Below are 22,673 nucleotides of genomic sequence, written 5' to 3' on the forward strand. Positions count from 1 at the left end.
CGGCCCCGGGAGGTCTCCACCCAGAGGAGGTGGAGCGGTCCCCACCCCTACAACCTGAGGCGGATCGCGGGTCGGGACCTGGGGCCGATCCCCCGGGTACCCCTCCCCTCCTAGCGTGGAGCCATGACTCCGCCACCTTCTGGCCCCGTCTGCGCCGGTGCCTCGCAGTACGCGTCGTACGCGTCGTACCCGACCTTCTCCTCGTACGTACGGGCGCGTGGGCCCGTACTCCTGCGCACCGCGCGTTCCCTGACCGCCAACCCCTGCGACGCCGAGGACCTGCTGCAGACCGCCCTCGCCAAGACCTTCGTCGCCTGGGAGCGCATCGAGGACCACCGCGCCCTGGACGGTTACGTCCGCCGCGCGCTGCTGAACACCCGCACGTCGCAGTGGCGCAAGCGCAAGGTCGACGAGTTCGCCTGCGAGGAGCTGCCCGAGCCCGTGGGCCTCCCGGTGCCGGACCCCGCCGAGCGGCAGGTGCTGCACGACGCCATGTGGCGCGCGGTGATGAAGCTGCCGGAGCGGCAACGCCAGATGGTGGTCCTGAGGTACTACGAGGACCTCAGCGAGGCCCAGACGGCCGAGGTGCTCGGGGTGTCCGTCGGCACCGTGAAGAGCGCGGTGTCCAGGGCGCTCGGCAAGCTCCGTGAGGACCCCGAGCTGACCCCCGTACGCTAGCGATCGGCGCCACCGTGCGGCTCCCGCCAGTAATCACTGGCAATTTTCGTACTCCCGGGTAGTGACATACCGCTCGGTATGTGCGCAGAATCTCCCCACCCTTTCTGCCACGTAGCGCCCACCGGGAGGACGCCCCGTGTACAGCACCATGCAGGACGTACAGCTGACCGTGAGCCGCATCCTCAAGCACGGGATGACGATCCACGGGAAGTCCACCATCACCACCTGGACGGGCGAGCCCGAGCCGCAGCGCCGCACGTTCGCGGAGGCCGGGGCGCGCGCGCACCAGCTGGCCAACGCCCTGCGCGACGAACTCGGGGTCACCGGCGACCAGCGGATCGCCACCCTCATGTGGAACAACTCGGAGCACGTCGAGGCGTACTTCGCGATTCCCTCCATGGGCGCGGTCCTGCACACCCTCAACCTCCGCCTGCCCCCCGAGCAGCTGGTGTGGATCGTCAACCACGCCGCCGACCGGGTCGTCCTCGTGAACGGCTCGCTGCTCCCGCTCCTCGCCCCGCTGCTCCCGCACCTGCCGACGATCGAGCACATCGTGGTCGCGGGCCCCGGGGACCGCTCCGTCCTGGACGGCGTGGCGCCGCGCGTCCACGACTACGAGGAGCTGATCGCCGGCCGCCCGACCACGTACGACTGGCCCGAGCTCGACGAGCGTTCGGCCGCCGCCATGTGCTACACCTCCGGAACCACCGGGGACCCGAAGGGCGTCGTCTACTCCCACCGCTCCATCTACCTGCACTCCATGCAGGTGAACATGGCCGAGTCGATGGGCCTCACCGACAAGGACACGACCCTGATCGTCGTGCCGCAGTTCCACGTCAACGCCTGGGGTCTGCCGCACGCCACGTTCATGACCGGCATCAACATGCTCATGCCGGACCGTTTCCTCCAGCCCGCGCCCCTCGCCGACATGATCGAGCGCGAGAGGCCGAGCCACGCGGCCGCCGTCCCCACCATCTGGCAGGGCCTGCTCGCCGAGGTCACCGCGAACCCCCGCGACCTCTCCTCGATGGCCCAGGTCACCATCGGCGGCGCGGCCTGTCCGCCCTCGCTCATGGAGGCGTACGACCGGCTCGGCGTCCGGCTCTGCCACGCCTGGGGCATGACCGAGACCTCCCCGCTGGGCACGATGGCCCACCCGCCGACCGGTCTGACCGCCGAGGAGGAGTGGCCGTACAGGATCACGCAGGGCCGCTTCCCCGCCGGCGTCGAGGCGCGCCTGGTCGGCCCCGGCGGCGACCACCTGCCCTGGGACGGCGAGTCGGCCGGTGAGCTGGAGGTGCGCGGCACCTGGATCGCGGGCTCGTACTTCGGCGGCATCGACGCCGAGGCCGTCCGCCCGGCCGACAAGTTCAGCGAGGACGGCTGGCTCAAGACCGGCGACGTGGGCGTGATCAGCCCCGACGGCTTCCTCACCCTCACCGACCGCGCGAAGGACGTCATCAAGTCGGGCGGCGAGTGGATCTCCAGCGTCGAGCTGGAGAACGCGCTCATGGCGCACCCGGCGGTCGCCGAGGCCGCCGTCGTCGCCGTGCCCGACGAGAAGTGGGGCGAGCGGCCGCTGGCGACCGTCGTGCTGAAGGAGGGGGCGACGGCGGACTACGAGACGCTGAAGTCCTTCCTCGGCGACGAGGGCGGCATCGCCAGGTGGCAGCTGCCGGAGCGCTGGGCGATCGTGCCGGCCGTGCCGAAGACGAGCGTGGGCAAGTTCGACAAGAAGGTCATCCGCAGGCAGTACGCGGAGGGCGAGCTGGACGTGACCGAGCTGTAGGTCCCCTGCGTCCACCACCGATCGGCACCGACCGGCCCCACAGGGCTAGTTGGTGCCGATCTTCGCGAGCAGGTCGACGATCCGGGCCTGGACCTCGGCGCTGTTCGAGCGCTCGGCGAGGAAGAGGACCGTCTCGCCGGAGGACAGCTGCGGCAGCTCCTCCTCGACGAGGTCGGTCGAGGTGTAGACGACGAGCGGGGTGCGGTTGAGCTGCCCGTTCGCCCGCAGCCAGTCGATGATCCCGGCCCGGCGGCGGCGCACCTGCATCAGGTCCATCACCACCAGGTTCGGCTGCGTCCGGGTCGCGAGCGCGACCGCCTCCGTGTCCGTGGCGGCCCGCGCGACCTGCATCCCACGCCGCTCCAGGGTGGCCGCGAGCGCCTCCGCGATGTCCTCGTGCTCCTCGATCAGCAGGACCCGGGACGGGTGCTGCTCGCTGTCGCGCGGCGCGAGCGCCTTGAGGAGTACGGCCGGATCGGCGCCGTACGCGGCCTCCCGGGTCGCCTGCCCGAGCCCGGCCGCGAGCAGCACCGGCACCTCGGCGGCGACGGCGGCCTGGCGCAGCGACTGGAGCGCGGTACGGGTGATGGGGCCGGTCAGCGGGTCGACGAAGAGCGCGGCCGGGAAGGCGGCGATCTGGGCGTCGACCTCCTCACGGGAGTGCACGATCACCGGCCGGTAGCCCCGGTCGCTCAGCGCCTGCTGGGTGGAGACGTCGGGTGCGGGCCAGACGAGGAGCCGGCGCGGGTTGTCGAGGGGCTCGGGCGGCAGTTCGTCGTCGACCGGGCGCGGAGCCGGCCGGTTGGCGACCTCGACGGCTCCGCCGGGACCGTCGAGCGGCTCGGGGCCCTCGGCGGAACCCGCGGCGGGTGCTCCTATGGCGTACGCGCGGCCCTCGGAGGCGGCGGGGACGAGCCCGAGCGCGGGCTCGGGCGGGGTGGGCACCGGAGCGGACTCCGGCTGCGGGTGCGGCCTGGCCTCGCCCGCGGCCGGTACGGCTGCCGCGGCGGCCGGCGGGTCGACCTCCGGCGGGGTGGCGAGCTTGCGCCGCCGCCCGGAGCCGTTGGACGGCGCACCGGGGGCCGCGGGAGCCGGCGGTGCCGAGGGGGCCTGCGGTGCCACGGGGGCTGCCGGGGCCGGGGGCGCGGAAGGTGTCGCGGCGGCCGGCGGGACGAAGGGGACGCCCTGTCCGAGGGTGCGGACGCTGAACGCCCGTCCGTGGCTGTGGTCCTTGGGCATGGGCAGCTCGGGCGGCAGCGGTACGGAACCGGTACCCGTAACGGAACCCGTGCTGTCCCGGGGCGCGGCCGGCGGCTCCGGCTCCGGGCGCGGCGGTGCGACGGCCCGACGACGCCCGGTCGGTTCGGCCGGCGGCATGACCGGGGGGACGACCGGCGGGACGAGCCCCGGCGGCTGTGTGTGCGGGTGGGGCTGCGGCGGCGTGTGGTCGGCGCCCGGGACACCCCGTACGGCCTCGTGCTGCCCCTCGTCGGCGACCGGCAGCGGCCCGGCGACCGGCAGCGGCCCGGCGACCGGATCGGAACGGTCTGCGTCGGCGGGCGGGAGCGCGAACGGCGTCCGGGGCCCGGCCTCGGCCGCCGCCGCCCGCTCCTGAGCGGCGGCGAGCGCCCGACGACGGCGCCCGCTGGGCTGCCCCTCCGGCACCCCCTCACCCGAACCGGAGGAACCCGAACCGGAATCGGAAGCGGAACCCGGACCTGACGCGACGGCCGGGAGGGCGCGGGCCAGGGCCGGAGCGCCCGAGGGCTCGACGGCGACACCCTGCGGCGGCACGGCGGCGCCGAGCGCGGCACGCCCCTGCGCGCCTTCTGCGGCGGTCACCACGGACCCCTCGGCGGGTCGGCCACGGCGGCGCCCGGTCGGCTCGACACCGGACCCGGCAGGCGCCCCTGAAGGAGCGACGGGGGATCCGGAGGAGACGGGGGCGGCGTCGGCGGCCGCGTTCTGCTGGGCCGGGATCAGCTCGGCGGCCCCGGCGGCCTCTCCCGTACGGGCACGGCGGCGCCCGCTGGGCTCCGTACCGCCGTCGGGGGCGACCGCGCTCTCCAGGAAGGCGTCCGTGGAGCCGCGCCGGGCCCGTCGCCGGCCCCCTCCGGAGGTCTCCGGGGAGTCGGCGCCCGGAGGCGGCGTGTAGGGCGCGCCGGCCTGCACGGGCAGCGCGAGGGCCTCACGCCCGCCGCCGGCCGGTGCCGCGGCCCTCGGCGCCGTGGGGACGGTGCCCCGCCCGCTGCCGAGCGGGACTTCGAGGACGTACGCGCCGCCGCTCGTCCCGGGCACCTCGTGGGTCTGCACGACACCGGCGTGCGCCGCCACGATCCCGCGCACGACGGGCCCGTGGACTGAGTCGCCGCCGGCGTAGGGGCCGCGGACCTCGATCCGTACGACGTCACCGCGCTGTGCGGCCGCGACGACGATCGTGGAGTCGGCGGGGCCGGCGCCCGGGGCGGCGGCCCGGTTCTTGCCGGTGGCGTCGACACCGGCGACGTCCGCGACGAGGTGCGCGAGCGCCGTCGCGAGCCGGGCCGCGTCGACCTCGGCCTCGATGGGCGGCGCGTGCACGGCGAACTGCGCGCGGCCGGGCCCGATCAGCTCGACGGCCCGGTCGATGCCGGCCGTCACGACCCCGTCGAGGAGCGCGACGCGCTTGTCGAGCTGCTCGGCGCCGGAGTCCAGGCGCTGGTAGCCCAGGACGTTGTCGACGAGCGCCGTCATCCGGGCGTACCCGGCGGCCAGGTGGTGCAGGACCTGGTTGGCCTCGGGCCACAGCTGCCCCGCGTCGTCGGCGGCGAGGGCGCCCAGCTGCGTGCGCAGCTCCTCCAGGGGGCCGCGCAGCGACTCGGCGAGGACGGCCGTGAGCTGCTCGTGCCGGGCGGCGAGGGCGGCGTACCGCTCCTGCTGCGCCTCCCGTTCCGCCGCGTTCCGCTCGGCGCGGTCGGCGAGTTCGGCGGCGTGTTCCTCGACGAGCTGCTCGTACGGCCTGCGGTCGGTGAAGGTCATGACGGCGCCGACGAGCTGGTCGCCGTCGCGGACCGGGGCGGTCGTCAGGTCGACGGGGACCCGCTCGCCCTTCTTCGACCACAGGACCTGCCCGCGCACGCGGTGCTTGCGGCCCGACTTGAGGGTGTCCGCGAGGGGGGACTCCTCGTACGGGAAGGGGTCGCCGTCGGCGCGCTTGGCGAGGATCAGCGGGTGCAGCTCCTGGCCGCCGAGCTCGCCGGCCCGGTAGCCGAGGATCTGCGCGGCGGCCGGGTTGACGAGGACGACCCTGCCGTCGGTGTCCGTGCCGACGACGCCCTCGGCCGCGGCGCGCAGGATCATCTCGGTCTGCCGCTGCGAGCGGGCCAGCTCGGCCTCGGTGTCGAGGGTGCCGGTGAGGTCCCGGACGACCAGCATGAGCAGCTCGTCGCCGGTGTAGCCGCTGTACGAGTCGTAGGCCTCGCGGCCGTCCTCCAGGCTGGCGCTGGTCACCTCGACGGGGAACTCGCCGCCGTCCGTACGGCGGGCCATCATCCGGGTCGGCTTGGTGCGGCCGCGCTCGTCGGTGCCCTCGGGGCGGCGCATGGAGCCGGGGATGAGGCGCGAGTCGAAGTCGGGCAGCAGATCGAGGAGGCCGCGTCCGACGAGTGCGGTGCCCGGTGTCTCGAACATGCCGAGGGCGATGGTGTTGGCGTTGACGACCGTGCCGTTGCAGTTGACGAGCACGAGGCCGTCGGGGAGGGCGTCGAGTATGGCTGCGAGGCGAGCAGCGCCTCGGGATGGCCTGCTGCTCACGACGACGCTTCCTCCCTGACGCACTGCACGTGCTTGCCTATCGGCCGGCCGGCCCCATCTTGCCCCTCGGGCCGCAGCCTGTCACGGAAGGGAGTCTAAGGGAGCCTCCGGGGGTGCCCCCTGCCTCATCCTTCCTGTCACCCCCTGACGAGGGGAAGGACCGGCTCCAGGTTCTCCCAGCGGGCGATCTCGCAGCCGTCGGCGCGGGAGAAGCGTGCGTCGACGGAGCGGCCCCGCCAGGTGCCGGTGACCTGGGCGACGGCGGGTCCGCCGTACACCTGCGTACAGAGCTGGTCCTCGGGCACCGGCCGGAACGGGTCCTCGGCGGCCCCGGCGAGCCGTTCGAGCCGCTCGCAGGCCTTGTCACGGGCCGGGTGGTTCCCGCCCGCCTTGTCGCCGCAGCTCAGCTCGAAGGTGCCGTCGGCGTCCGGGTGGCCGCTCTCGGCGATCGTGACGGTCAGCGTGTCGGGCCCGGCCGGCGCGAGCAGGGGCAGCGGCGGCAGCGGGCCGAGTCCGGCGGCGCCGGCGGCGGTGGTGGCGAGGGTCGCGAGGGCGAGGCGGCGCAGCATACGGATCTCCAGGTACGAGGGTGTACGGCGGGCACGGGCGCGCACACGCGTGCCCCGCCCCCTCTAACGCTCCGGGCGCCGGGGCGTTGCGCAACCGGTGTGCGCCGGGAGGTCCCCACGGCGCGCCGTGGGGCTTTGCCCTCGACCCCGCAGGACTAGTACGGTGAGAATCGATTGGTGACAGCCGGTTCGCCTGTGTCATCATCTGCACGCACCGAACGCGCAGGCGCGAGGTGCATGGAGGCGTCGCCTAGTCCGGTCTATGGCGCCGCACTGCTAATGCGGTTTGGGTCTTAAAGCCCATCGAGGGTTCAAATCCCTCCGCCTCCGCCCTACCGAAGCCCCGGCCCCCAGGCCGGGGCTTCGGCCGTTCCGGGCCCCGCCCTCCGGCCCATGTGACCCCGGTCTCTTTCCGCGTGTCTTCACCCCACCAGACGCCACCGCCCCCGCTCACCCGCACCTGCCCTGCTGCGCCCCCAGGACGGCGTTTTCGCAGGTCACAAGGGGTGCGAGCAATGGATTTCACATGGCGGCGGCAGTCATGTAATGTTCTTCCTGTCGCCGCGAGCGGGCCGAAAGGCCGGGGAGCGAAGGCAAGAAACAAAAGAACAAGCACTCGTAGCTTAACGGATAGAGCATCTGACTACGGATCAGAAGGTTGCAGGTTCGAATCCTGCCGAGTGCACAGAGACAAGAGGCCCGGACGAAAGTCCGGGTCTCTTGCGTTTGTGGCCCCGGACGGTGTCCGGGGCCTCTCGCGTTCAGGCCGCGACCTCGGCGGGGGCGGTCTGGTGGGGCTGGGGGTGGAGGAGGGGGCGGCGGCGGGTCGGGAGGCCCAGGGTCGGGTGGGAGATGGCCCAGGCCGCCCCCTTGCAGATCAGTTCCTTGTAGGTGGCGGCGAGTCGGCCCGTCAGCGCGCGGTCGACGGCGCGGTCGTCGGCCGTGACGTACTGGATCAGGCCGTTGCCGCGGCCGAGCGAGATGCACTGGTTGAAGTAGCGGAGCGGGATGCTCGGGACCTTCCCGCCGGTCAGGCGTGCCGCGATGGCGTCGGCGGCCTGCCAGGCCATGGGGGTGCCCGTGGCGCACGACATCCGCAGCGGCTTCTCGCCGGGGCCCATCGCCATGGCGGCGTCACCGACGGCGTACACGTCGGGGTGCGAGACCGAGCGCATGGTCCCGTCGACCACGATCTGGCCGGCGTCCGTGAGCTCCAGGGTGGTGGCCCGCGCCAGCGGGTTGGCCGCGAAGCCCGTGGTCCAGACGGTGACCGCGGCCGGGAGGGCCGTGCCGTCGGCGGTCGTCGCGTGGTCTGCGGCCACGGCCGTGACGGCGGTGCCCTCGTGGACGGTGATGCCGAGCCCGTCGACGACCTTCCGCAGGTGCCGGCGGCCCTTGGGCGAGAGCCAGTCACCGAGGCCGCCGCGGACGGCGAGGGCGACGTCGAGGTCCGGGCGGGCCTCGGCGATCTCGGTCACGGCCTCCAGGCCGGTGAGGCCGCCGCCCACCACGAGCACGGGCTGTCCGGCGTCCAGCCGGGCCAGGCGTTCGCGCAGCCGCAGCGCGCCGGGGCGGCCGGCGACGTCGTGGGCGTGCTCGGCGGCGCCGGGGACGCCGTGGTTGCTCCAGGCGCTGCCGAGGGCGTACACGAGGGTGTCGTAGGCGAGTTCCTCGGTCCCTCCGGCCTGCTCGGTCCGTCCGGTGCCGTGCGGGTCCACCGCGGTGACGGTGACGGTCTTGCGGTCGACGTCGACGCCGGTGACCTTGGCGAGCTTCACCTCGACGCCGGTGCCCGCGAACACCTCGCGGAAGGGGCGCGGCCTCAGGTCCTGGCCGGCCGCCAGCTGGTGCATCCGGACGCGCTCGACGAAGTCGGGCTCGGCGTTGACGAGGGTGAGGGCGACGTCCTCGCGGCGCAGCCGCTTGGCGATGCGCCCGGCAGCGATGGCTCCGGCGTAGCCGGCTCCGAGAACGATGATGCGGTGCTGCATGTCCGTGCTCCTGTCTTCCGCGGGTTCGCACCTTGAACAGGGCAGCCCCGCGATTCCTGACAGGGTCCCGGTGTGAAGCAGGTCACACCGGGATCAGAAGGCCGTGAACAGGGGTTCCCCGTGGTCCGTGGCGGCCCAGCGGCCGGTCGCGCGGTCGAGCTTGTCGGGGTTCACCTGGCTGCGGAAGGCGACGATGCCCTCGGCGCTGATGTCCAGGCACGTCACGCCGACGACCCGCCCGTCGACGACCGCCACCACGGCGGGGGCGCCGTTGGCGGTCGTGACGTGGATCTCGGCCGAGCCGCCCACGAGGGCGCGCTTCGCCGCGCTGGGCTTGAAGAACAGGCCCCGCACGAACTTCGCGACCGCCAGAGCGCCCTCGAAGCCCTTGGCGCGGGCCGGGACCTTCCCGCCGCCGTCGCCGAGCGCGACGGCGTCCTTGGTGAGCATCCGTACGAGCAGATCGGTCTGCCCGCTGGTGGCGGCCGCCAGGAACTCCTCGACGATCCGCCGGGCGGCGGCCTCGTCGACCTCGGTGCGGGGCCTGCCGTCCGCGACGTGCTTCTTGGCCCGGTGGAAGATCTGCTGGCTGGCGGACTCGGTGACGTCGAGGATCTCGGCGATCTCCCGGTGCGAGTAGTCGAAGGCCTCCCGCAGCACGTAGACCGCCCGCTCGTTGGGCGTGAGGCGCTCCAGGAGGGTGAGGACCGCGAACGAGACCGATTCGCGCTGCTCGGCCGTGTCGGCGGGCCCGAGCATCGGGTCGCCGGCGAGCAGGGGCTCGGGGAGCCACTCGCCCACGTAGGTCTCGCGTCGCGCGCGGGCCGAGGTGAGCTGGTTGAGGCACAGGTTGGTGAGGACCTTCGTCAGCCAGGCCTCGGGGACCTCGATGCGGTCCACGTCGGCGGCCTGCCAGCGCAGGAACGTGTCCTGGACGGCGTCCTCGGCCTCGCTCGCGGAGCCGAGGAGGCGATAGGCGATGGCCTCCAGACGAGGCACGGAGGCGGTGAAGCGGTCCATGTCGTTCACGGTGAGGCCCATGGTCGAAATCCTAGCCGCGCGGTCGGCGTTCAAGGCGGGCGGTGCGCGGCCGCGGTTGCTCCGCCTCCCCCGTCGCTTCCTCGTTTCGTGGGGCGCGCCGATCGGACGTCTTGCCTTTCGGCGATGCCGGGTCGGATGATCGTCTTTTCACTTCGAATGTGGGGGTTGGGGCATGGCACTCTTCGGGAACGCGCACGCGATCGATCCGGCGCAGGCGCAGCAGGACTACGCGCGGCTGCTCGGGCAGGGGGAGCAGGTGCACGCCGCGTACCTGCTGATCCGCGACACGATCTTCTTCACCGACCGGCGCCTCGTGCTGGTCGACAAGCAGGGCATCACCGGCAAGAAGGTCGAGTACCACTCGATCCCGTACAAGAGCATCACGCACTTCGCCGTCGAGACCGCCGGCACCTTCGACCTGGACGCCGAGCTGAAGATCTGGATCTCGGGCAGCCAGCTGCCCGTGCAGAAGACCTTCACCAAGGGCGTCGACATCTACGAGGTGCAGGCGATCCTCACGCAGTTCGTCGCCAAGTAGGCGCGCGCTCAGGCGACCAGCGAGGTGCAAGGCCCCCGGGAATCCCGGGGGCCTTCCCCTTTTGGGTGAACCTGTCTGATTTCCATGTCAGTTGAATATGCCTTCGGCCTACCTTGCGTGGCGGAGGTGATGTTCGATGGATGCGATCGACATCGATGACGTGGTGTACGCCGCCACCGGTGCGCCCCTGCGGCGCCTGACCGCGCCCGACGGAGCCCACTGGTTTCCGGTGGTGGACGTGGCGAAGCGCCTGGGGTACGGGGGGACCCGGGAGGCGCTGCGGACGGTGGCCCTGCCCGGGACGTGCCTGGCGTCCGCGCGGGAGGTGACCGGAGCCGACGGGTTCTCCGGCCGGCACGGGATCAGGGCGTCGACGCGGATGGTGAGCCTCCAGGGGCTCGTCCAGCTCGTCGGCGCGTGCCGCAGACCGGAGGCCGGGCCCTTCCGGGCGTGGGTGGGCGAGGTCGTGGCGGCGGTCCAGCGGTACGGCGGCTACGGGCTCGAACCCTCGCCGGTGCACGCCGGGTTCGTGATGCCGGCGGAGCTCGTCGACGCCCTCGTACGGCTCGAAGGGCGGTTCGACGAGCGGGCCCCCGCGTACGCCGAGCACACCGAGTACGCGGAGCTGCTCCGCGAGACCCGGCAGAGCCTCTCAAGGGTCGCCGACTCCCTTGCGCGGCTCTCCCTGCCCCGGCAGCGCACCGGAGCCGCCGCCGTCGTGCTCGGCCCGCAGGAGCTCGTCGAGTCCTGGGACGTCACCGGGGACGTGCGGACGGTCGCCACCTGCCTCGCCCCCGCCCTGGTCAGGGGCGGCGTCCGCTACCGGACGCAGGAGGTCACCCGGCGCACCGGTCTCTCCCGGGAGCGGGTCCGGGACTGCGTACGCCTCCTCATCGAGCGCGGCTGCATACGGGAGGTCGGCGGGCCCGACGCGGACGGGACGCGGATCTACGTCCTGCCCTGAGGCGCCCGCCGGGCCGGGGGCGCCACCGTCACCACCTGGTAGGCGTCCGCGTACACGATCCGGCCCGGCCGGGACGACTCCAGGCGGACGCAGGGCACGCCGTGGGCGCGGAGGATGCGCAGGTACGGGGCCACCCGGGCCAGCGCCTCGGTCGCCGTCGGGCGGAACCAGGCGGCGGCCCCCGGGTTCACACGCGGGTCGTAGACGGTGGGGTCCACCGCCGAGGGGTTCGGGAAGTGGGCGTCGTACCAGTCGTTCGACGCACGCCACACGGCGTACTCGTCGGGGGAGAGCCGGCCCTCCCGTGCCAGCGCGTTGGCCAGCCCGAAGACGCCGGGGTGATGGCCCCGGGGGCTCCTCGTCGGCGACTGGAAGCGGATGTGGCGGAGACTGGAGGCCGGGGGAGTGCGCACAGGGGCAGCTTGCACCAGGCGCCTCCGGAGGCGGGTGCGGAGGGAGGAGGAGCGGCGTGGAGTGGCGGTGCCGGGGGATCAGCTGGACCGGCGGGGTGCCCGGACTGCGGTGGCGGGGCGGGAGGGTCAGCCCGCTCGGTCACGGTCAGGAGCTCGCCTTCCGGGCCGTGGGGGAGCGGCGCTGCCCCGGTGCCCGGGGGAACGCCTGTCCTTTGGACGCCGTCGTGCCCGGCCGGGCGACCGGGGGGCGCTGCCCGGAGTGCGCGCGGCTCGACCGGGCCCGTTCGGTCGCCGCCGACACCTTCCTCGACGATCCGCAGCCGTACCGCGTGTACCTGGCCTGGTTCGGACCCGGCATGACGAAGGTCGGGATCACCGCCGAGGCCCGGGGCGAGGCCCGGCTCCTCGAACAGGGCGCCGTCACCTTCAGCTGGCTCGGCCGGGGGCCGCTGATGGCCGCCCGGCGGACCGAGGAGGTGCTCCGGCAGGCGCTGGGAGTCCCCGACCGGGTGGCGTACGAGCGGAAGCGCGCCGCCCGGCACGCCCTGCCCTCCGCTCCCGCCCGGGCCGGGGAGGTCGAAGCGCTGTACCGGCGCGCGCGGGAGGTCGGCGGCTGGACGGAGACCCTGGAGCCGCTGGCGTTCGCCCCGCGCGACCACGTCGAGGCCTTCGGTCTCGACGGGCTGCCGCCGCTCGCGGGCACCGTCTCCGAACTGGTCGACGGGGGTGTCGTCAGCGGACGGCTGCTCGCCGCCGCCGGTCCCGATCTGCACCTCCTCGACCCCGCCGGACGGTGCCTCGCCCTCGACACCCGGCTGATGGGCGGATGGGTGCTCCAGGGCGCCGGGAAGGGGGACGCCTTCTCCGTGCCGGTCGTGGAAGCGGCGCCGGTCGTCGACCCGAGCAGCCAGGGGGAGCTTTTCTGAGCTGCCCCGCGCTCCCCGGCGCCATGGCCGGGCGGTGGACGGCGGGCGCTTCGTAAAGTCTTGGATCCCTTTGGCCTGCGCCCGTGGACAGGCGCGCCCGGCCCCGGCGAGGGTGATCACATGACCCAGAAGCTGGTGGCGGGCCTGGAACCGCCTTACTACACCGCCGTGTTCACCTCCGTCCGACCCGAGGCCCCCGAGGGCTATGCCGAGACCGCCTCCCGCATGCAGGAGATCGTCCGGGACGTCCCCGGTTTCCTCGGTTACGAGTCCGCCCGCACCCCCGGCGGCATCGGCATCACCGTCGCCTACTTCCGCGACCTGGAGTCCCTCGACGCCTGGCGTCTCGACACCGAGCACCAGGCCGCCAAGGCGTACGGCAGGGAGCACTGGTACGAGAGCTACAGCGTCCACATCGGCCGGGTCGAGCGGAGCTACGGCCATGAGCGGGAGTGACTCCCCGGCGGGCGCTCCGGCCGGCACGGTGGACATGCCCGCGCTGCTCGCACGCCTCGGGATTCCCGGGCTCGTCGACGTGCACACCCACTTCATGCCGAAGAACGTCCTCGACAAGGTCTGGGCCTACTTCGACGCCGTCGGGCCCCTGACCGGTCTGGAGTGGCCCATCACCTACCGCGAGGAGGAGGACCGCCGGCTCGCCCTCCTGCGCGGGTTCGGGGCGGTCGCCTTCACCGCGATGCTCTACCCGCACAAGCCCGGCATGGGGGCCTGGCTGAACTCCTGGGCCGCCGACTTCGCCGCGCGCACCCCCGACTGTCTGCACACGGCGACCTTCTTCCCCGAGCCGGGCGTCGACCGGTACGTCCACCGGGCGCTCGACGCCGGCGCCCGCGTCTTCAAGGTGCACCTCCAGGTCGGCGGCTTCGATCCGACCACCGCCGAACTGGACGCCGTGTGGGGAGCCCTCGCCGACAGCGGCACTCCCGTCGTCGTCCACTGCGGCTCCGGGCCCACGCCGGGGAACTTCACCGGTCCCGGGCCGATGGGAAGGCTGCTCCGTCGGCACCCCCGACTGCGGGTGATCGTCGCGCACATGGGGATGCCCGAGTACAGCGACTTCCTCGACCTCACCGAGCGGTACGAGGGCGTCCGCCTCGACACCACCATGGCGTTCACCGACTTCAGCGAGCGGCTCGCGCCCTTCCCCGAAAGGGAGTCCAAGCGGCTCGTCGACCTGGGCGACCGGATCCTCCTCGGATCCGACTTCCCGAACATCCCGTATCCGTACGCGCACCAGCTCCACGCCCTCGAACGCCTCGGGCTCGGGGACGACTGGCTCCGGGGGGTCCTGTACGAGAACGGGGCCGCACTGTTTCACGTGAAACCGACCGGAGGCCGCTGAGGCTCTTTCTCAGGAAATTCACAGAAAAGGCCAAGGGGCCTCTCAGCGGCGGCCGTCAGCGTGAGCCTCATGACCGTCACCACACGCCGCCCCGGCACCCGCGCCGACATGCTCCGTGCCGACGGCACCGCCGTCCGTGTCCTCGTCGTCGACGACGAGGCCTCCCTCGCCGAACTCCTCTCCATGGCCCTGCGCTACGAAGGCTGGCAGGTACGGAGCGCCGGGGACGGCGCCGCCGCGCTGCGCGCCGTACGCGAGTTCCGGCCCGACGCCGTCCTTCTCGATGTGATGCTTCCCGACGCCGACGGGCGCAGCCTGCTGGGCTCGATCCGGCGCGAGTCGCCCGACGTCCCCGTGCTGTTCCTGACGGCGAAGGACGCCGTCGAGGACCGGATCGCCGGCCTCACCGCCGGCGGCGACGACTACGTCACCAAGCCCTTCAGCCTGGAGGAGGTCGTCGCGCGGCTGCGCGGTCTCATCCGGCGCTCCGGGGCGGCGCAGGCGCGCAGCGAGTCGCTGCTCACGGTCGGGGACCTCACGCTCGACGAGGACAGCCACGAGGTCACCCGGGGCGGGGAGTCGATCCACCTCACCGCCACCGAGTTCGAGCTGCTGCGCTACCTCATGCGCAATCCGCGCCGGGTGCTCAGCAAGGCGCAGATCCTCGACCGGGTCTGGTCGTACGACTTCGGCGGCCAGGCGAACGTCGTCGAGCTCTACATCTCGTATCTGCGCCGGAAGATCGACGTGGGGCGCGCCCCGATGATCCACACCCGGCGCGGAGCGGGCTACCTCATCAAGCCGGGGGAGTAGCGTCCCGTGCGCGTACGACGCCGGCGGCCGTGGTCGCTGCGTACCCGGCTCGTCGTCTCGGCGGTCGGGTTGATCGCGGTCGTCGCGGCCGTCATCGGCACGGTCACGACGATCGCGTTCCGCTCGTACCTGTACGACCAGGCCGACGAGCAGCTCCACAGCGTCTCGGCACGCGCGTCGGGGCCACCGGCCGCGATGGTCCCCGGGCCGGGCCTGCCCGACCCGGTCCGGGTGAAGGACCCGCTCTTGTTCGTTCAGGGGCCCGGCGCCCCGATCGGCACCCTCGGCGCCGTCCTCGTCGACGGCGAGCTGACCTCGGCCGGGTACTCGGCCGAGTTCGAGGAGGAGACGGGGACCGACGCTCAGCCCGGGACCGGCACCGGCACCGGGACCGACGCTCAGCCCGGGACCCGGGCCGGTACCGGGACCCGGACCGGGGACGGGGGCCCGTACGGGCGGAACGTGCGGACCACGGCGCTCGACGCCGCGCAGCGGGCCGCGCTGGCCGCCGTTCCCCGCGACGGGGAGCCGCACACCGTCGAGCTGCCCGGCGGCCTCAGCTCGTACCGGGTCGAGTACGCCGCCGGAGTCCACGGCGCGTTCCTCACCGGCATCCCGCTCTCCGGGGTCGAGAAGGCCCTGTCCACCCTCGTCCTCGTCGAGCTGAGCGTCACCGGCGCCGGCCTCGTCGCGGCCTCGCTCGCCGGGACCGTGCTCGTCGGGGTGGCCCTGCGGCCGCTGCGAAGGGTCATCGCCACCGCGGGCCAGGTCGCCCAGCTGCCGCTGCACAGCGGCGAGGTGGCGCTCCATCAGCGCGTCCCGGAGACGGAGGCCGATCCCCGGACCGAGGTCGGCCAGGTCGGCGCGGCCCTCAACCGGATGCTCGACCACGTCCACTCGGCCCTCGACGCCCGCCAGCAGAGCGAGACCCGCGTCCGGCAGTTCGTCGCGGACGCCAGTCACGAACTGCGCACCCCCCTGGCCTCGATCCGGGGGTACGCGGAGCTGACCCGGCGCGGCCGCGAGGAGTGCGGGCCCGACACCCGGCACGCGCTCGGCCGGATCGAGTCCGAGGCGACCCGGATGACGGGCCTGGTGGAAGACCTGCTGCTGCTCGCCCGGCTCGACGCGGGGCGCCCCCTCTCGTACGAGGCCACCGATCTCGTACCGCTCGTGGTGGACGCCGTGAGCGACGCCCGCGCCGCGGGTGCCGGGCACCACTGGCGCCTCGAACTGCCGGAGGGCGGCGGGTCGTCCGTGCGCGCCGACGGGGCGCGGATCCAGCAGGTGCTCGTCAACCTCCTCGCCAACGCGCGCACCCACACCCCGCCCGGCACGAAGGTCACCGCCCGCGTCCGGGCGGAGGACACGGCGGCGGTCGTCGAGATCGAGGACGACGGGCCCGGTATACCGCCCGCGCTGCTGCCCTCGGTCTTCGAGCGGTTCGCGCGGGGCGACGCGTCGCGTTCCAGGAACGCCGGATCCACCGGGCTCGGGCTCGCCATCGTGCGCGCGGTCGTCCTCGCGCACGGGGGCGAGGTGACCGTCACCAGCGCCCCCGGCCGGACCGTCTTCACCGTCCGGCTGCCGGCCGACGAGCCCGCTCGCACGCACTCACAGGCAGGCCACAGGCTCATCACACAGCCGTGACAGCGGCCCCGGCGAGTGTCGTCGCATGCGAACCCCGACGTCGCGAACCCCGACATCGCGAACCCCGACATCGCGAACCCCGACATCGCGAACTGAGACGCCCCGGGCCTCGACGCCCCACCCCTCGACGGTGGGCAACCCCGCCATCGAGGGGCCGCCGTCCGACGCCCTCCCCGCACGGGAACACCTGCCGGTGAACATCGCGGGCCGGCCCGTCCTGGACGTGGTGATCCCCGTCTACAACGAGGAGAAGGACCTGGAGCCGTGCGTCCGCCGGCTCCACGAGCACCTCCTGCGGACCTTCCCGTACGGCTTCCGGATCACCGTCGCCGACAACGCCTCCACCGACAGCACCCCCGCCGTCGCGGCCGGCCTCGCCGCCGAGGTGCCCGAGGTGCGCTCCGTACGGCTCGAACAGAAGGGGCGCGGTCGGGCGCTGCGGACGGTGTGGTCGGGCTCGGACGCACCCGTCCTCGCCTACATGGACGTCGACCTCTCCACCGATCTGAACGCCCTGCTGCCCCTGGTGGCGCCGCTGATCTCCGGTCACTCCGACCTGGCGATCGGGTCGCGGCTCGCCCGCTCCTCACGGGTGGTGCGGGGGCCGAAGCGGGAGTTCATCTCGCGGGCCTACAACCTGATCCTGCGCGGCTCGCTGGCCGCCCGGTTCTCCGACGCGCAGTGCGGGTTCAAGGCGATACGGCGGGAGGTCGCCGAGCGGCTGCTGCCGATGGTCGAGGACACCGGCTGGTTCTTCGACACCGAGCTGCTGGTCCTCGCCGAGCGGGCCGGACTGCGCATCCACGAGGTGCCGGTCGACTGGGTCGACGACCCCGACTCGACCGTGCACATCGTCCGGACGGCGACCGACGACCTGAAGGGCGTCTGGCGGGTCGGACGGGCCCTCGCGACCGGCTCGCTGCCTCTCGACCGGCTGGCCAGGCCCTTCGGGGACGACCCCCGGGACCGCGAACTCAGCGGGGTGCCGGGCGGACTGGCCCGGCAGCTGGTGGGCTTCTGCGTGGTCGGGGTCCTCTCCACGCTCTTCTACCTCGCCCTGTACTCGGCCTTCCGGCTCGGGGTCGGCGCGCAGCCCGCCAACGCCGCCGCCCTCCTCGTCTCCGCCGTCGCCAACACGGCGGCCAACCGGCGGCTCACCTTCGGGGTACGGGGCCGGGACCGGGCGGTCCGCCACCAGGCGCAGGGGCTCGTGGTCTTCGCCATCGGACTGGCCCTGACCAGCGGTTCGCTCGCGGCGCTCGGCGCGGCGACCGGCGACCCGGCGCACTCCACCGAGCTCGCCGTCCTGGTCGTCGCCAACCTCGCCGCGACCGTCCTGCGCTTCCTCCTCTTCCGGCTCTGGGTCTTCCCCGAGCGGCCCACCCCGCAGATCTCCCCGAGGGACGAACGATGACCACCGTGTCCACCACGGCCCCCGCCGCTCCGGGCGCCGGCCGGCTCACCCGGCTGTGGCGCGGACGCGCCGAGGACGCCCCCTGGGTGCGGCCCGCCTTCCTGGGCCTGCTCACCGTGACGACCGCGCTGTACCTGTGGAACCTGGGTGCCTCCGGCTACGCCAACTCCTTCTACTCCGCGGCCGTCCAAGCGGGTTCCGAGAGCTGGAAGGCCTTCTTCTTCGGCTCGCTCGACGCGGCGAACGCCATCACCGTCGACAAGCCGCCGGCCGCCCTCTGGCCGATGGCGCTCTCCGTCCGCCTCTTCGGTCTCGGTTCCTGGCAGATCCTCGTGCCCGAGGTGCTCATGGGCGTGGCCACCGTCGCCGTGCTCTACGCGGCCGTACGGCGCCGGTTCGGCGCGGGCGCGGGCCTGGTCGCGGGCGGGGTGCTGGCGCTGACTCCCGTGGCCGCGCTGATGTTCCGCTTCAACAACCCGGACGCGCTGCTCGCGCTGCTGATGACGGTGGCCGTGTACTGCGTGCTGCGGGCCCTGGAGCGGGACGGGGGCGCGGCGAGGTGGCTCGTGTGGGCCGGGGTGGCCTTCGGTTTCGCGTTCCTCGCGAAGACCCTCCAGGCCTTCCTGATCCTGCCGCCGCTCGCCCTCGTCTACGGGGTGTGCGCACCGGGGACGATCGGGCGCCGGATCGGCCGTCTCGCTCTCGCGGGGCTCGCGATGCTCGTGTCGGCGGGCTGGTGGGTGGCCCTGGTCGAGCTGTGGCCGGCGTCCTCCCGTCCGTACGTCGGAGGCTCGCAGAACAACAGCTTCCTGGAGCTGACCTTCGGCTACAACGGTCTCGGCCGCATCAACGGCAACGAAGTCGGCAGTGTCGGCGGCGGGGGCCGCGGCGGCGGTCAGGGTGGTGGCTGGGGCGAGACCGGGATCGGCCGGATGTTCGGCGACTCGGTCGGCGGCCAGATCTCCTGGCTGCTTCCGGCCGCGCTGATCCTGCTCGTCGCGGGGCTCGTCGTCACCTGGCGGGCGCCCCGGACGGACACGGCGCGGTTCGCGTTCCTGGTGTGGGGCGGTTCGCTGCTGATCACGCTCGCCGTGTTCAGCTTCATGGCCGGCATCTTCCACGAGTACTACACGGTGGCCCTGGCGCCGTACGTCGCGGCGCTCGTCGGCATGGGCGCGGCGGTGCTGTGGGAGGAGCGCAACCGTCTCGTCGCCTCGGCGGCCCTGGCGGTCACCGTGGCGGTGACGGCCTGGTGGGCGTGGAGCCTGCTCGGCCGTACGCCGGAGTGGATGCCGTGGCTGCGCTGGGCGGTCCTTGCGGCGGGCGCGGTGGCCGCGCTCGGCCTGCTGGGCGCGGGCCGGGTGGACCGGCGGCTCGGGCTGGGGTTCGCGGGCCTCGGTCTGGCGGTGGGGCTCGCGGGACCGTGCGCGTACACCCTGGCGACGGTGGACTCCGGACACCAGGGCTCGATCGTGACGGCGGGCCCGGCGGGGGCGGGCTTCGGCGGGATGCGCGGCGGGCCGGGAGGCGGCGGAGGCCGGGACGGCGGCATGTGGATGGCGTACGGCTTCCCGGGCGCGGGCCAGGCCCCCAACGGTCAGGCCCCGAACGGCCAGACCGGCCCGGGCCAGGGCGGCCAACTGCCGCCCGGAGCACCGCCGCAGGGCCAGGGCCAGGCCCAAGGTCAGATGCCCGGCGCACCCCCCGGTGTCGAACGCGGAGGCATGGGCGGAGGCATGGGCGGTGGCATGGGCGGTCTGCTCAACGGCGCGAGCGTGAGTGCGGCGGCGAAGGCGGCGCTCCAGGAGGACGCCGACGACTACACCTGGGCCGCGGCCGCGATCGGCGCGCAGAACGCGGCCAGCTACCAGCTCGCCACCGAGAAGCCGGTCATGGCGATCGGCGGGTTCAACGGCAGCGACCCGTCCCCGACGCTCGACGCGTTCAAGCGGTACGTCGCCGAGGGGAGGATCCACTACTTCATCGCGTCCGGCGGCGGAGGAGGAGGCGGCGGGGGCATGGGCGGCAACGGCACGAGCGCCCAGATCACCGCATGGGTCCAGGAGACCTTCGAGCAGCTCACGGTCGGCAGCTCCACCTTCTACGACCTGACGTCACCGAAGTAGCCCGGGCACCACGACCGGGCACCACGGTCGGCGACCACGACCGGGCAGCATCGGTACAGCCCCCCGCAGCACCGAACAGCGACACCGGAAAATAATCCCTATACAGCGTAAGGGAGTCCTTGTACGGTGTACGAGACCTAGTCCCGTACACCGTACAAGGAGCCCTGCCCATGACGGCGACCACCGCCGCGAACGAACCGACCGCCACCGGCGGTCATCCGCAGCGCTGGCTGATCCTCGGCGTCATCTGCCTGGCCCAGCTGACCGTGCTGCTCGACAACACCGTCCTCAGCGTCGCCATCCCCTCGCTGACCACGGAGCTCCACGCCTCCACCAGCGACATCCAGTGGATGATCAACGCCTACTCGCTCGTCCAGTCCGGTCTGCTCCTGACCGCGGGCAACGCCGCCGACCGCTACGGCCGCAAGAAGCTGCTCGCCGCCGGTCTCGCGCTCTTCGGCCTCGGCTCGCTCGCCGCCGGTCTCGCCGACTCCACGGCCCAGCTCATCGCCGCCCGCGCGGGCATGGGCGTCGGCGGCGCGCTCCTGATGACCACGACCCTCGCGGTCGTCATGCAGATCTTCGACGACTCCGAGCGGGTCAAGGCCATCGCGCTCTGGGCCACCGTCGGCTCGCTCGGCTTCGCCGCCGGACCGCTCATCGGCGGCGTCATCATCGAGCACTTCTGGTGGGGAATGATCTTCCTCATCAACATCCCGGTGGCGCTGATCGGCCTGATCGCCGTCCTCAAGCTCGTCCCGGAGTCGAAGAACCCCCAGGGCGACCGCCCCGACCTGCTCGGCGCGCTGCTCTCCACCGTCGGCATGACCGCGGCGGTGTACGCGATCATCACGGGCCCAGAGCACGGCTGGACCTCCGCCGAGGTGCTCGTCCCGGCCGCGATCGGGGTCGCCGTCCTGGGCGCCTTCGCGCTGTGGGAGCTGCGCGTCCCGTACCCGATGCTCGACATGCACTTCTTCCGCAACCAGAAGTTCGTGGGCGCCGTCGCCGGCGCGATCCTGGTCATGTTCGGCATGGGCGGCTCGCTCTTCCTCCTCACCCAGCACCTGCAGTTCGTCCTCGGCTACGAGCCGCTCGAAGCCGGTCTGCGGATGGCGCCGCTCGCGCTGACCGTCGTCGTCCTCAACCTCAGCGGCGTCGGCCCGCGGATCGTGATGAAGCTCGGCACCCCGCCGACCGTGGCCGTCGGCATGACCCTCGTCGCGGCCGGGCTCGGCTCGATCGCGGTGATCGGCGGCGGCACGGACGGCACCTACTGGGGCATGCTCGTCGGCCTGGTCCTGATGGGCATCGGCCTCGCCGTCTCCAACCCGGCCATGGCGAACGCGATCATGAGCGCGATCCCGCCGGAGAAGGCCGGTGTGGGCGCGGGCGTCAACGGCACCCTCGCCGAGTTCGGCAACGGCCTCGGCGTCGCCGTCCTCGGCGCCGTGCTCAACGCGCGCTTCGCCGCCCTCGTCACCGTCACCGCGACCTCGCTGCCCGCCGCCCTCGCGGCGGCCGGGACCGACGCCGAACGGGCGGAGATCTCCGGGGCCTTCGCCTCCGGTCTCCAGACCAGCCAGCTGGTGGGCGCCATTGCCGTCTTCGCCGGCGGCCTCCTGGCGGCGGCCCTCCTGAAGCGGGCCGAGCGCACGGAGAAGACGCTCGCAGCCGCCGAGGGCCCGGTCGCTGCCTAGCATGGTCACGTACCACTGACAGACGGAGGAACGCGATGGTCAAGGCAGCCGATCGGGCCAAGAACCCGGCGCGTTCCAGCGTCTGGCTCGAGAACCGTGCCGCTCGCGGCGGCGGTGGCCCGGCCGGGCTCGACCGCGAGCGGATCGTCACCGCCGCGATGCGGATGCTCGACGAGGAGGGCCTGTCCGGCCTGTCGATGCGCAAGCTCGCGACCGAGCTGGGCGTCACCGCGATGTCCCTGTACTGGTACGTGGACACCAAGGACGACATCATCGAGTACGCCATCGACACCGCGTACGGCGAGATCGACCTGGCCGCGGTCGACGCCGCCGGCGGCTGGCGGGAGCGGACCCGGGTCCTCGCCCTGGACTACCGCCGCATGCTGGTGCGCCACCCGTGGATGTCGCCGTGCGCCGGCCAGTACCTGAACATCGGCCCGCACGCGATCGCCGTCGGCGGCAAGATCCAGGAGGCGATCAAGGACACCGGTCTGCCGATGGACCGCCAGCCCAGCGCGATGTCGGCGGTCTTCCAGTTCGTGTACGGCTACGGGACGATCCAGTCCCAGTTCCAGCGCCGCGCGGCGGAGGCCGGCATGTCGCAGGACGACTTCTACGGGGAGTCGATCAAGGCCTTCCGCGACGACCCGGCGTTCCTGGAGGCCCTCGAACCGATGGCGGAGATCCTCGACGAACGGGCCTCGCACGGCAGCGTCAGCCAGATCTGGGACCGCGACTTCGACTACGCCCTGGACGTCCTGATCGCCGGCATCGAGACGATGGTCGCGCGCGGCACGTCGGGCGCCGGAGCGGCCGGTACGGCGACGGGCACCTCGACCGGCTCCGGAACGTGACGGAGCGGCGGGCCGTCCCCTGCCCGCCGCTCCGTACCCGACCCGGCCGCGC

Annotated in this window: 18 protein-coding genes and 2 tRNA genes; 15 read left to right on the plus strand and 5 right to left on the minus strand. The window is 73.2% G+C overall.

The genetic code is table 11. The features are described 5' to 3' along the window. The first annotated feature begins 123 nt into the window (after positions 1-123). Positions 124-678 carry a SigE family RNA polymerase sigma factor gene (locus AMK29_RS12700; protein ID WP_073811872.1) on the plus strand — a complete coding sequence of 185 codons (555 nt, stop codon included), beginning with the start codon at positions 124-126 and terminating at the stop codon, positions 676-678. A 136-nt stretch (positions 679-814) separates the two neighbouring features. After that, positions 815-2,467, plus strand: a complete 1,653-nt coding sequence (locus tag AMK29_RS12705) for a long-chain fatty acid--CoA ligase (RefSeq protein WP_073811875.1) — start codon at positions 815-817, stop codon at positions 2,465-2,467. Positions 2,468-2,512: 45 nt separating this feature from the next. Here the strand turns inward: AMK29_RS12705 and AMK29_RS12710 are convergent, their stop codons facing one another. Continuing rightward, a complete protein-coding gene (locus tag AMK29_RS12710) occupies positions 2,513-6,259 on the minus strand; it encodes a PAS domain-containing protein (RefSeq protein ID WP_073811878.1) in 3,747 nt (1,248 codons plus the stop codon). A gap of 137 nt (positions 6,260-6,396) precedes the next feature. Next, the gene (locus AMK29_RS12715; protein ID WP_073811881.1) at positions 6,397-6,828 is read right to left on the minus strand and encodes an SSI family serine proteinase inhibitor; all 432 of its coding nucleotides are present in this window, start codon (positions 6,826-6,828) and stop codon (positions 6,397-6,399) included. A gap of 239 nt (positions 6,829-7,067) precedes the next feature. On the opposite strand from AMK29_RS12715, the gene AMK29_RS12720 reads away from it, so the two are divergent. Together AMK29_RS12720 and AMK29_RS12725 are read left to right on the plus strand one after the other, a co-directional pair. Next, positions 7,068-7,158, plus strand: a tRNA-Ser gene (locus tag AMK29_RS12720). Between the two features lie 282 nt (positions 7,159-7,440). After that, positions 7,441-7,513, plus strand: a tRNA-Arg gene (locus AMK29_RS12725). Between the two features lie 76 nt (positions 7,514-7,589). Here AMK29_RS12725 and AMK29_RS12730 read toward each other — a convergent pair. Together AMK29_RS12730 and AMK29_RS12735 are read right to left on the minus strand one after the other, a co-directional pair. Continuing rightward, positions 7,590-8,819: an NAD(P)/FAD-dependent oxidoreductase gene (locus AMK29_RS12730; protein ID WP_073811883.1), complete on the minus strand. Its 1,230-nt coding sequence runs from the start codon at positions 8,817-8,819 to the stop codon at positions 7,590-7,592. Positions 8,820-8,912: 93 nt separating this feature from the next. Next, positions 8,913-9,860, minus strand: a complete 948-nt coding sequence (locus AMK29_RS12735; protein WP_073811886.1) for an RNA polymerase sigma-70 factor — start codon at positions 9,858-9,860, stop codon at positions 8,913-8,915. Between the two features lie 172 nt (positions 9,861-10,032). On the opposite strand from AMK29_RS12735, the gene AMK29_RS12740 reads away from it, so the two are divergent. After that, positions 10,033-10,398 (plus strand): PH domain-containing protein, encoded by a 366-nt coding sequence (locus AMK29_RS12740; RefSeq protein WP_073811888.1) that lies wholly within the window; start codon positions 10,033-10,035, stop codon positions 10,396-10,398. A gap of 136 nt (positions 10,399-10,534) precedes the next feature. After that, positions 10,535-11,362 (plus strand): BRO family protein, encoded by an 828-nt coding sequence (locus AMK29_RS12745; protein WP_073811891.1) that lies wholly within the window; start codon positions 10,535-10,537, stop codon positions 11,360-11,362. Here the strand turns inward: AMK29_RS12745 and AMK29_RS12750 are convergent. Then, complete coding sequence (locus AMK29_RS12750; RefSeq protein ID WP_073811894.1) at positions 11,347-11,775, minus strand: hypothetical protein; 429 nt, start codon at positions 11,773-11,775, stop codon at positions 11,347-11,349. The two genes, AMK29_RS12745 and AMK29_RS12750, sit on opposite strands and share 16 nt — an antisense overlap. A gap of 56 nt (positions 11,776-11,831) precedes the next feature. Between AMK29_RS12750 and AMK29_RS12755 the strand changes: the two genes are divergently transcribed. The 9 genes from AMK29_RS12755 (at position 11,832) to AMK29_RS12795 (ending at position 22,621) form a co-directional block, all read left to right on the plus strand. Further along, positions 11,832-12,701, plus strand: coding sequence for a DUF2797 domain-containing protein (locus AMK29_RS12755; RefSeq protein ID WP_073811897.1), 870 nt, complete (start codon positions 11,832-11,834; stop codon positions 12,699-12,701). A 120-nt stretch (positions 12,702-12,821) separates the two neighbouring features. Next, entirely contained in the window at positions 12,822-13,157 is a 336-nt protein-coding gene (locus AMK29_RS12760; RefSeq protein ID WP_073811899.1) for an antibiotic biosynthesis monooxygenase family protein, read from the plus strand. Next, positions 13,144-14,064, plus strand: a complete 921-nt coding sequence (locus AMK29_RS12765) for an amidohydrolase family protein (protein WP_073811902.1) — start codon at positions 13,144-13,146, stop codon at positions 14,062-14,064. The genes AMK29_RS12760 and AMK29_RS12765 overlap by 14 nt, the downstream gene beginning before the upstream one ends. Before the next feature lie 69 nt (positions 14,065-14,133). Then, positions 14,134-14,877 (plus strand): response regulator transcription factor, encoded by a 744-nt coding sequence (locus AMK29_RS12770; protein ID WP_274535633.1) that lies wholly within the window; start codon positions 14,134-14,136, stop codon positions 14,875-14,877. Positions 14,878-14,883: 6 nt separating this feature from the next. After that, on the plus strand, positions 14,884-16,527 hold the full coding sequence (locus tag AMK29_RS12775) for a sensor histidine kinase (protein ID WP_073811908.1): 1,644 nt from the start codon (positions 14,884-14,886) through the stop codon (positions 16,525-16,527). Positions 16,528-16,552: 25 nt separating this feature from the next. Beyond that, positions 16,553-17,941, plus strand: coding sequence for a glycosyltransferase (locus AMK29_RS12780; protein WP_443334064.1), 1,389 nt, complete (start codon positions 16,553-16,555; stop codon positions 17,939-17,941). Then, entirely contained in the window at positions 17,938-20,067 is a 2,130-nt protein-coding gene (locus tag AMK29_RS12785) for an ArnT family glycosyltransferase (protein WP_073811911.1), read from the plus strand. Before AMK29_RS12780 ends, AMK29_RS12785 begins: the two co-directional genes overlap by 4 nt. A 170-nt stretch (positions 20,068-20,237) precedes the next feature. Beyond that, positions 20,238-21,767 carry a DHA2 family efflux MFS transporter permease subunit gene (locus AMK29_RS12790; RefSeq protein ID WP_073811914.1) on the plus strand — a complete coding sequence of 510 codons (1,530 nt, stop codon included), beginning with the start codon at positions 20,238-20,240 and terminating at the stop codon, positions 21,765-21,767. Positions 21,768-21,802: 35 nt separating this feature from the next. Then, positions 21,803-22,621, plus strand: coding sequence for a TetR/AcrR family transcriptional regulator (locus tag AMK29_RS12795; protein WP_073811917.1), 819 nt, complete (start codon positions 21,803-21,805; stop codon positions 22,619-22,621). Positions 22,622-22,673 lie beyond the last annotated feature (52 nt).

The organism is Streptomyces sp. CB02261, assembly GCF_001905665.1.
GTDB lineage: Bacteria > Actinomycetota > Actinomycetes > Streptomycetales > Streptomycetaceae > Streptomyces.

Excerpts from the sequence above, each read along its gene's own strand:
- AMK29_RS12770 (WP_274535633.1), top strand. The coding sequence starts at position 14,134 with ATGACCGTCACCACACGCCGCCCCGGCACCCGCGCCGACATGCTCCGT.
- AMK29_RS12745 (WP_073811891.1), top strand. The coding sequence starts at position 10,535 with ATGGATGCGATCGACATCGATGACGTGGTGTACGCCGCCACCGGTGCG.
- AMK29_RS12715 (WP_073811881.1), bottom strand. The coding sequence starts at position 6,828 with ATGCTGCGCCGCCTCGCCCTCGCGACCCTCGCCACCACCGCCGCCGGC.
- AMK29_RS12765 (WP_073811902.1), top strand. The coding sequence starts at position 13,144 with ATGAGCGGGAGTGACTCCCCGGCGGGCGCTCCGGCCGGCACGGTGGAC.
- AMK29_RS12730 (WP_073811883.1), bottom strand. The coding sequence starts at position 8,819 with ATGCAGCACCGCATCATCGTTCTCGGAGCCGGCTACGCCGGAGCCATC.
- AMK29_RS12790 (WP_073811914.1), top strand. The coding sequence starts at position 20,238 with ATGACGGCGACCACCGCCGCGAACGAACCGACCGCCACCGGCGGTCAT.
- AMK29_RS12700 (WP_073811872.1), top strand. The coding sequence starts at position 124 with ATGACTCCGCCACCTTCTGGCCCCGTCTGCGCCGGTGCCTCGCAGTAC.
- AMK29_RS12740 (WP_073811888.1), top strand. The coding sequence starts at position 10,033 with ATGGCACTCTTCGGGAACGCGCACGCGATCGATCCGGCGCAGGCGCAG.
- AMK29_RS12760 (WP_073811899.1), top strand. The coding sequence starts at position 12,822 with ATGACCCAGAAGCTGGTGGCGGGCCTGGAACCGCCTTACTACACCGCC.
- AMK29_RS12785 (WP_073811911.1), top strand. The coding sequence starts at position 17,938 with ATGACCACCGTGTCCACCACGGCCCCCGCCGCTCCGGGCGCCGGCCGG.
- AMK29_RS12780 (WP_443334064.1), top strand. The coding sequence starts at position 16,553 with ATGCGAACCCCGACGTCGCGAACCCCGACATCGCGAACCCCGACATCG.
- AMK29_RS12795 (WP_073811917.1), top strand. The coding sequence starts at position 21,803 with ATGGTCAAGGCAGCCGATCGGGCCAAGAACCCGGCGCGTTCCAGCGTC.
- AMK29_RS12735 (WP_073811886.1), bottom strand. The coding sequence starts at position 9,860 with ATGGGCCTCACCGTGAACGACATGGACCGCTTCACCGCCTCCGTGCCT.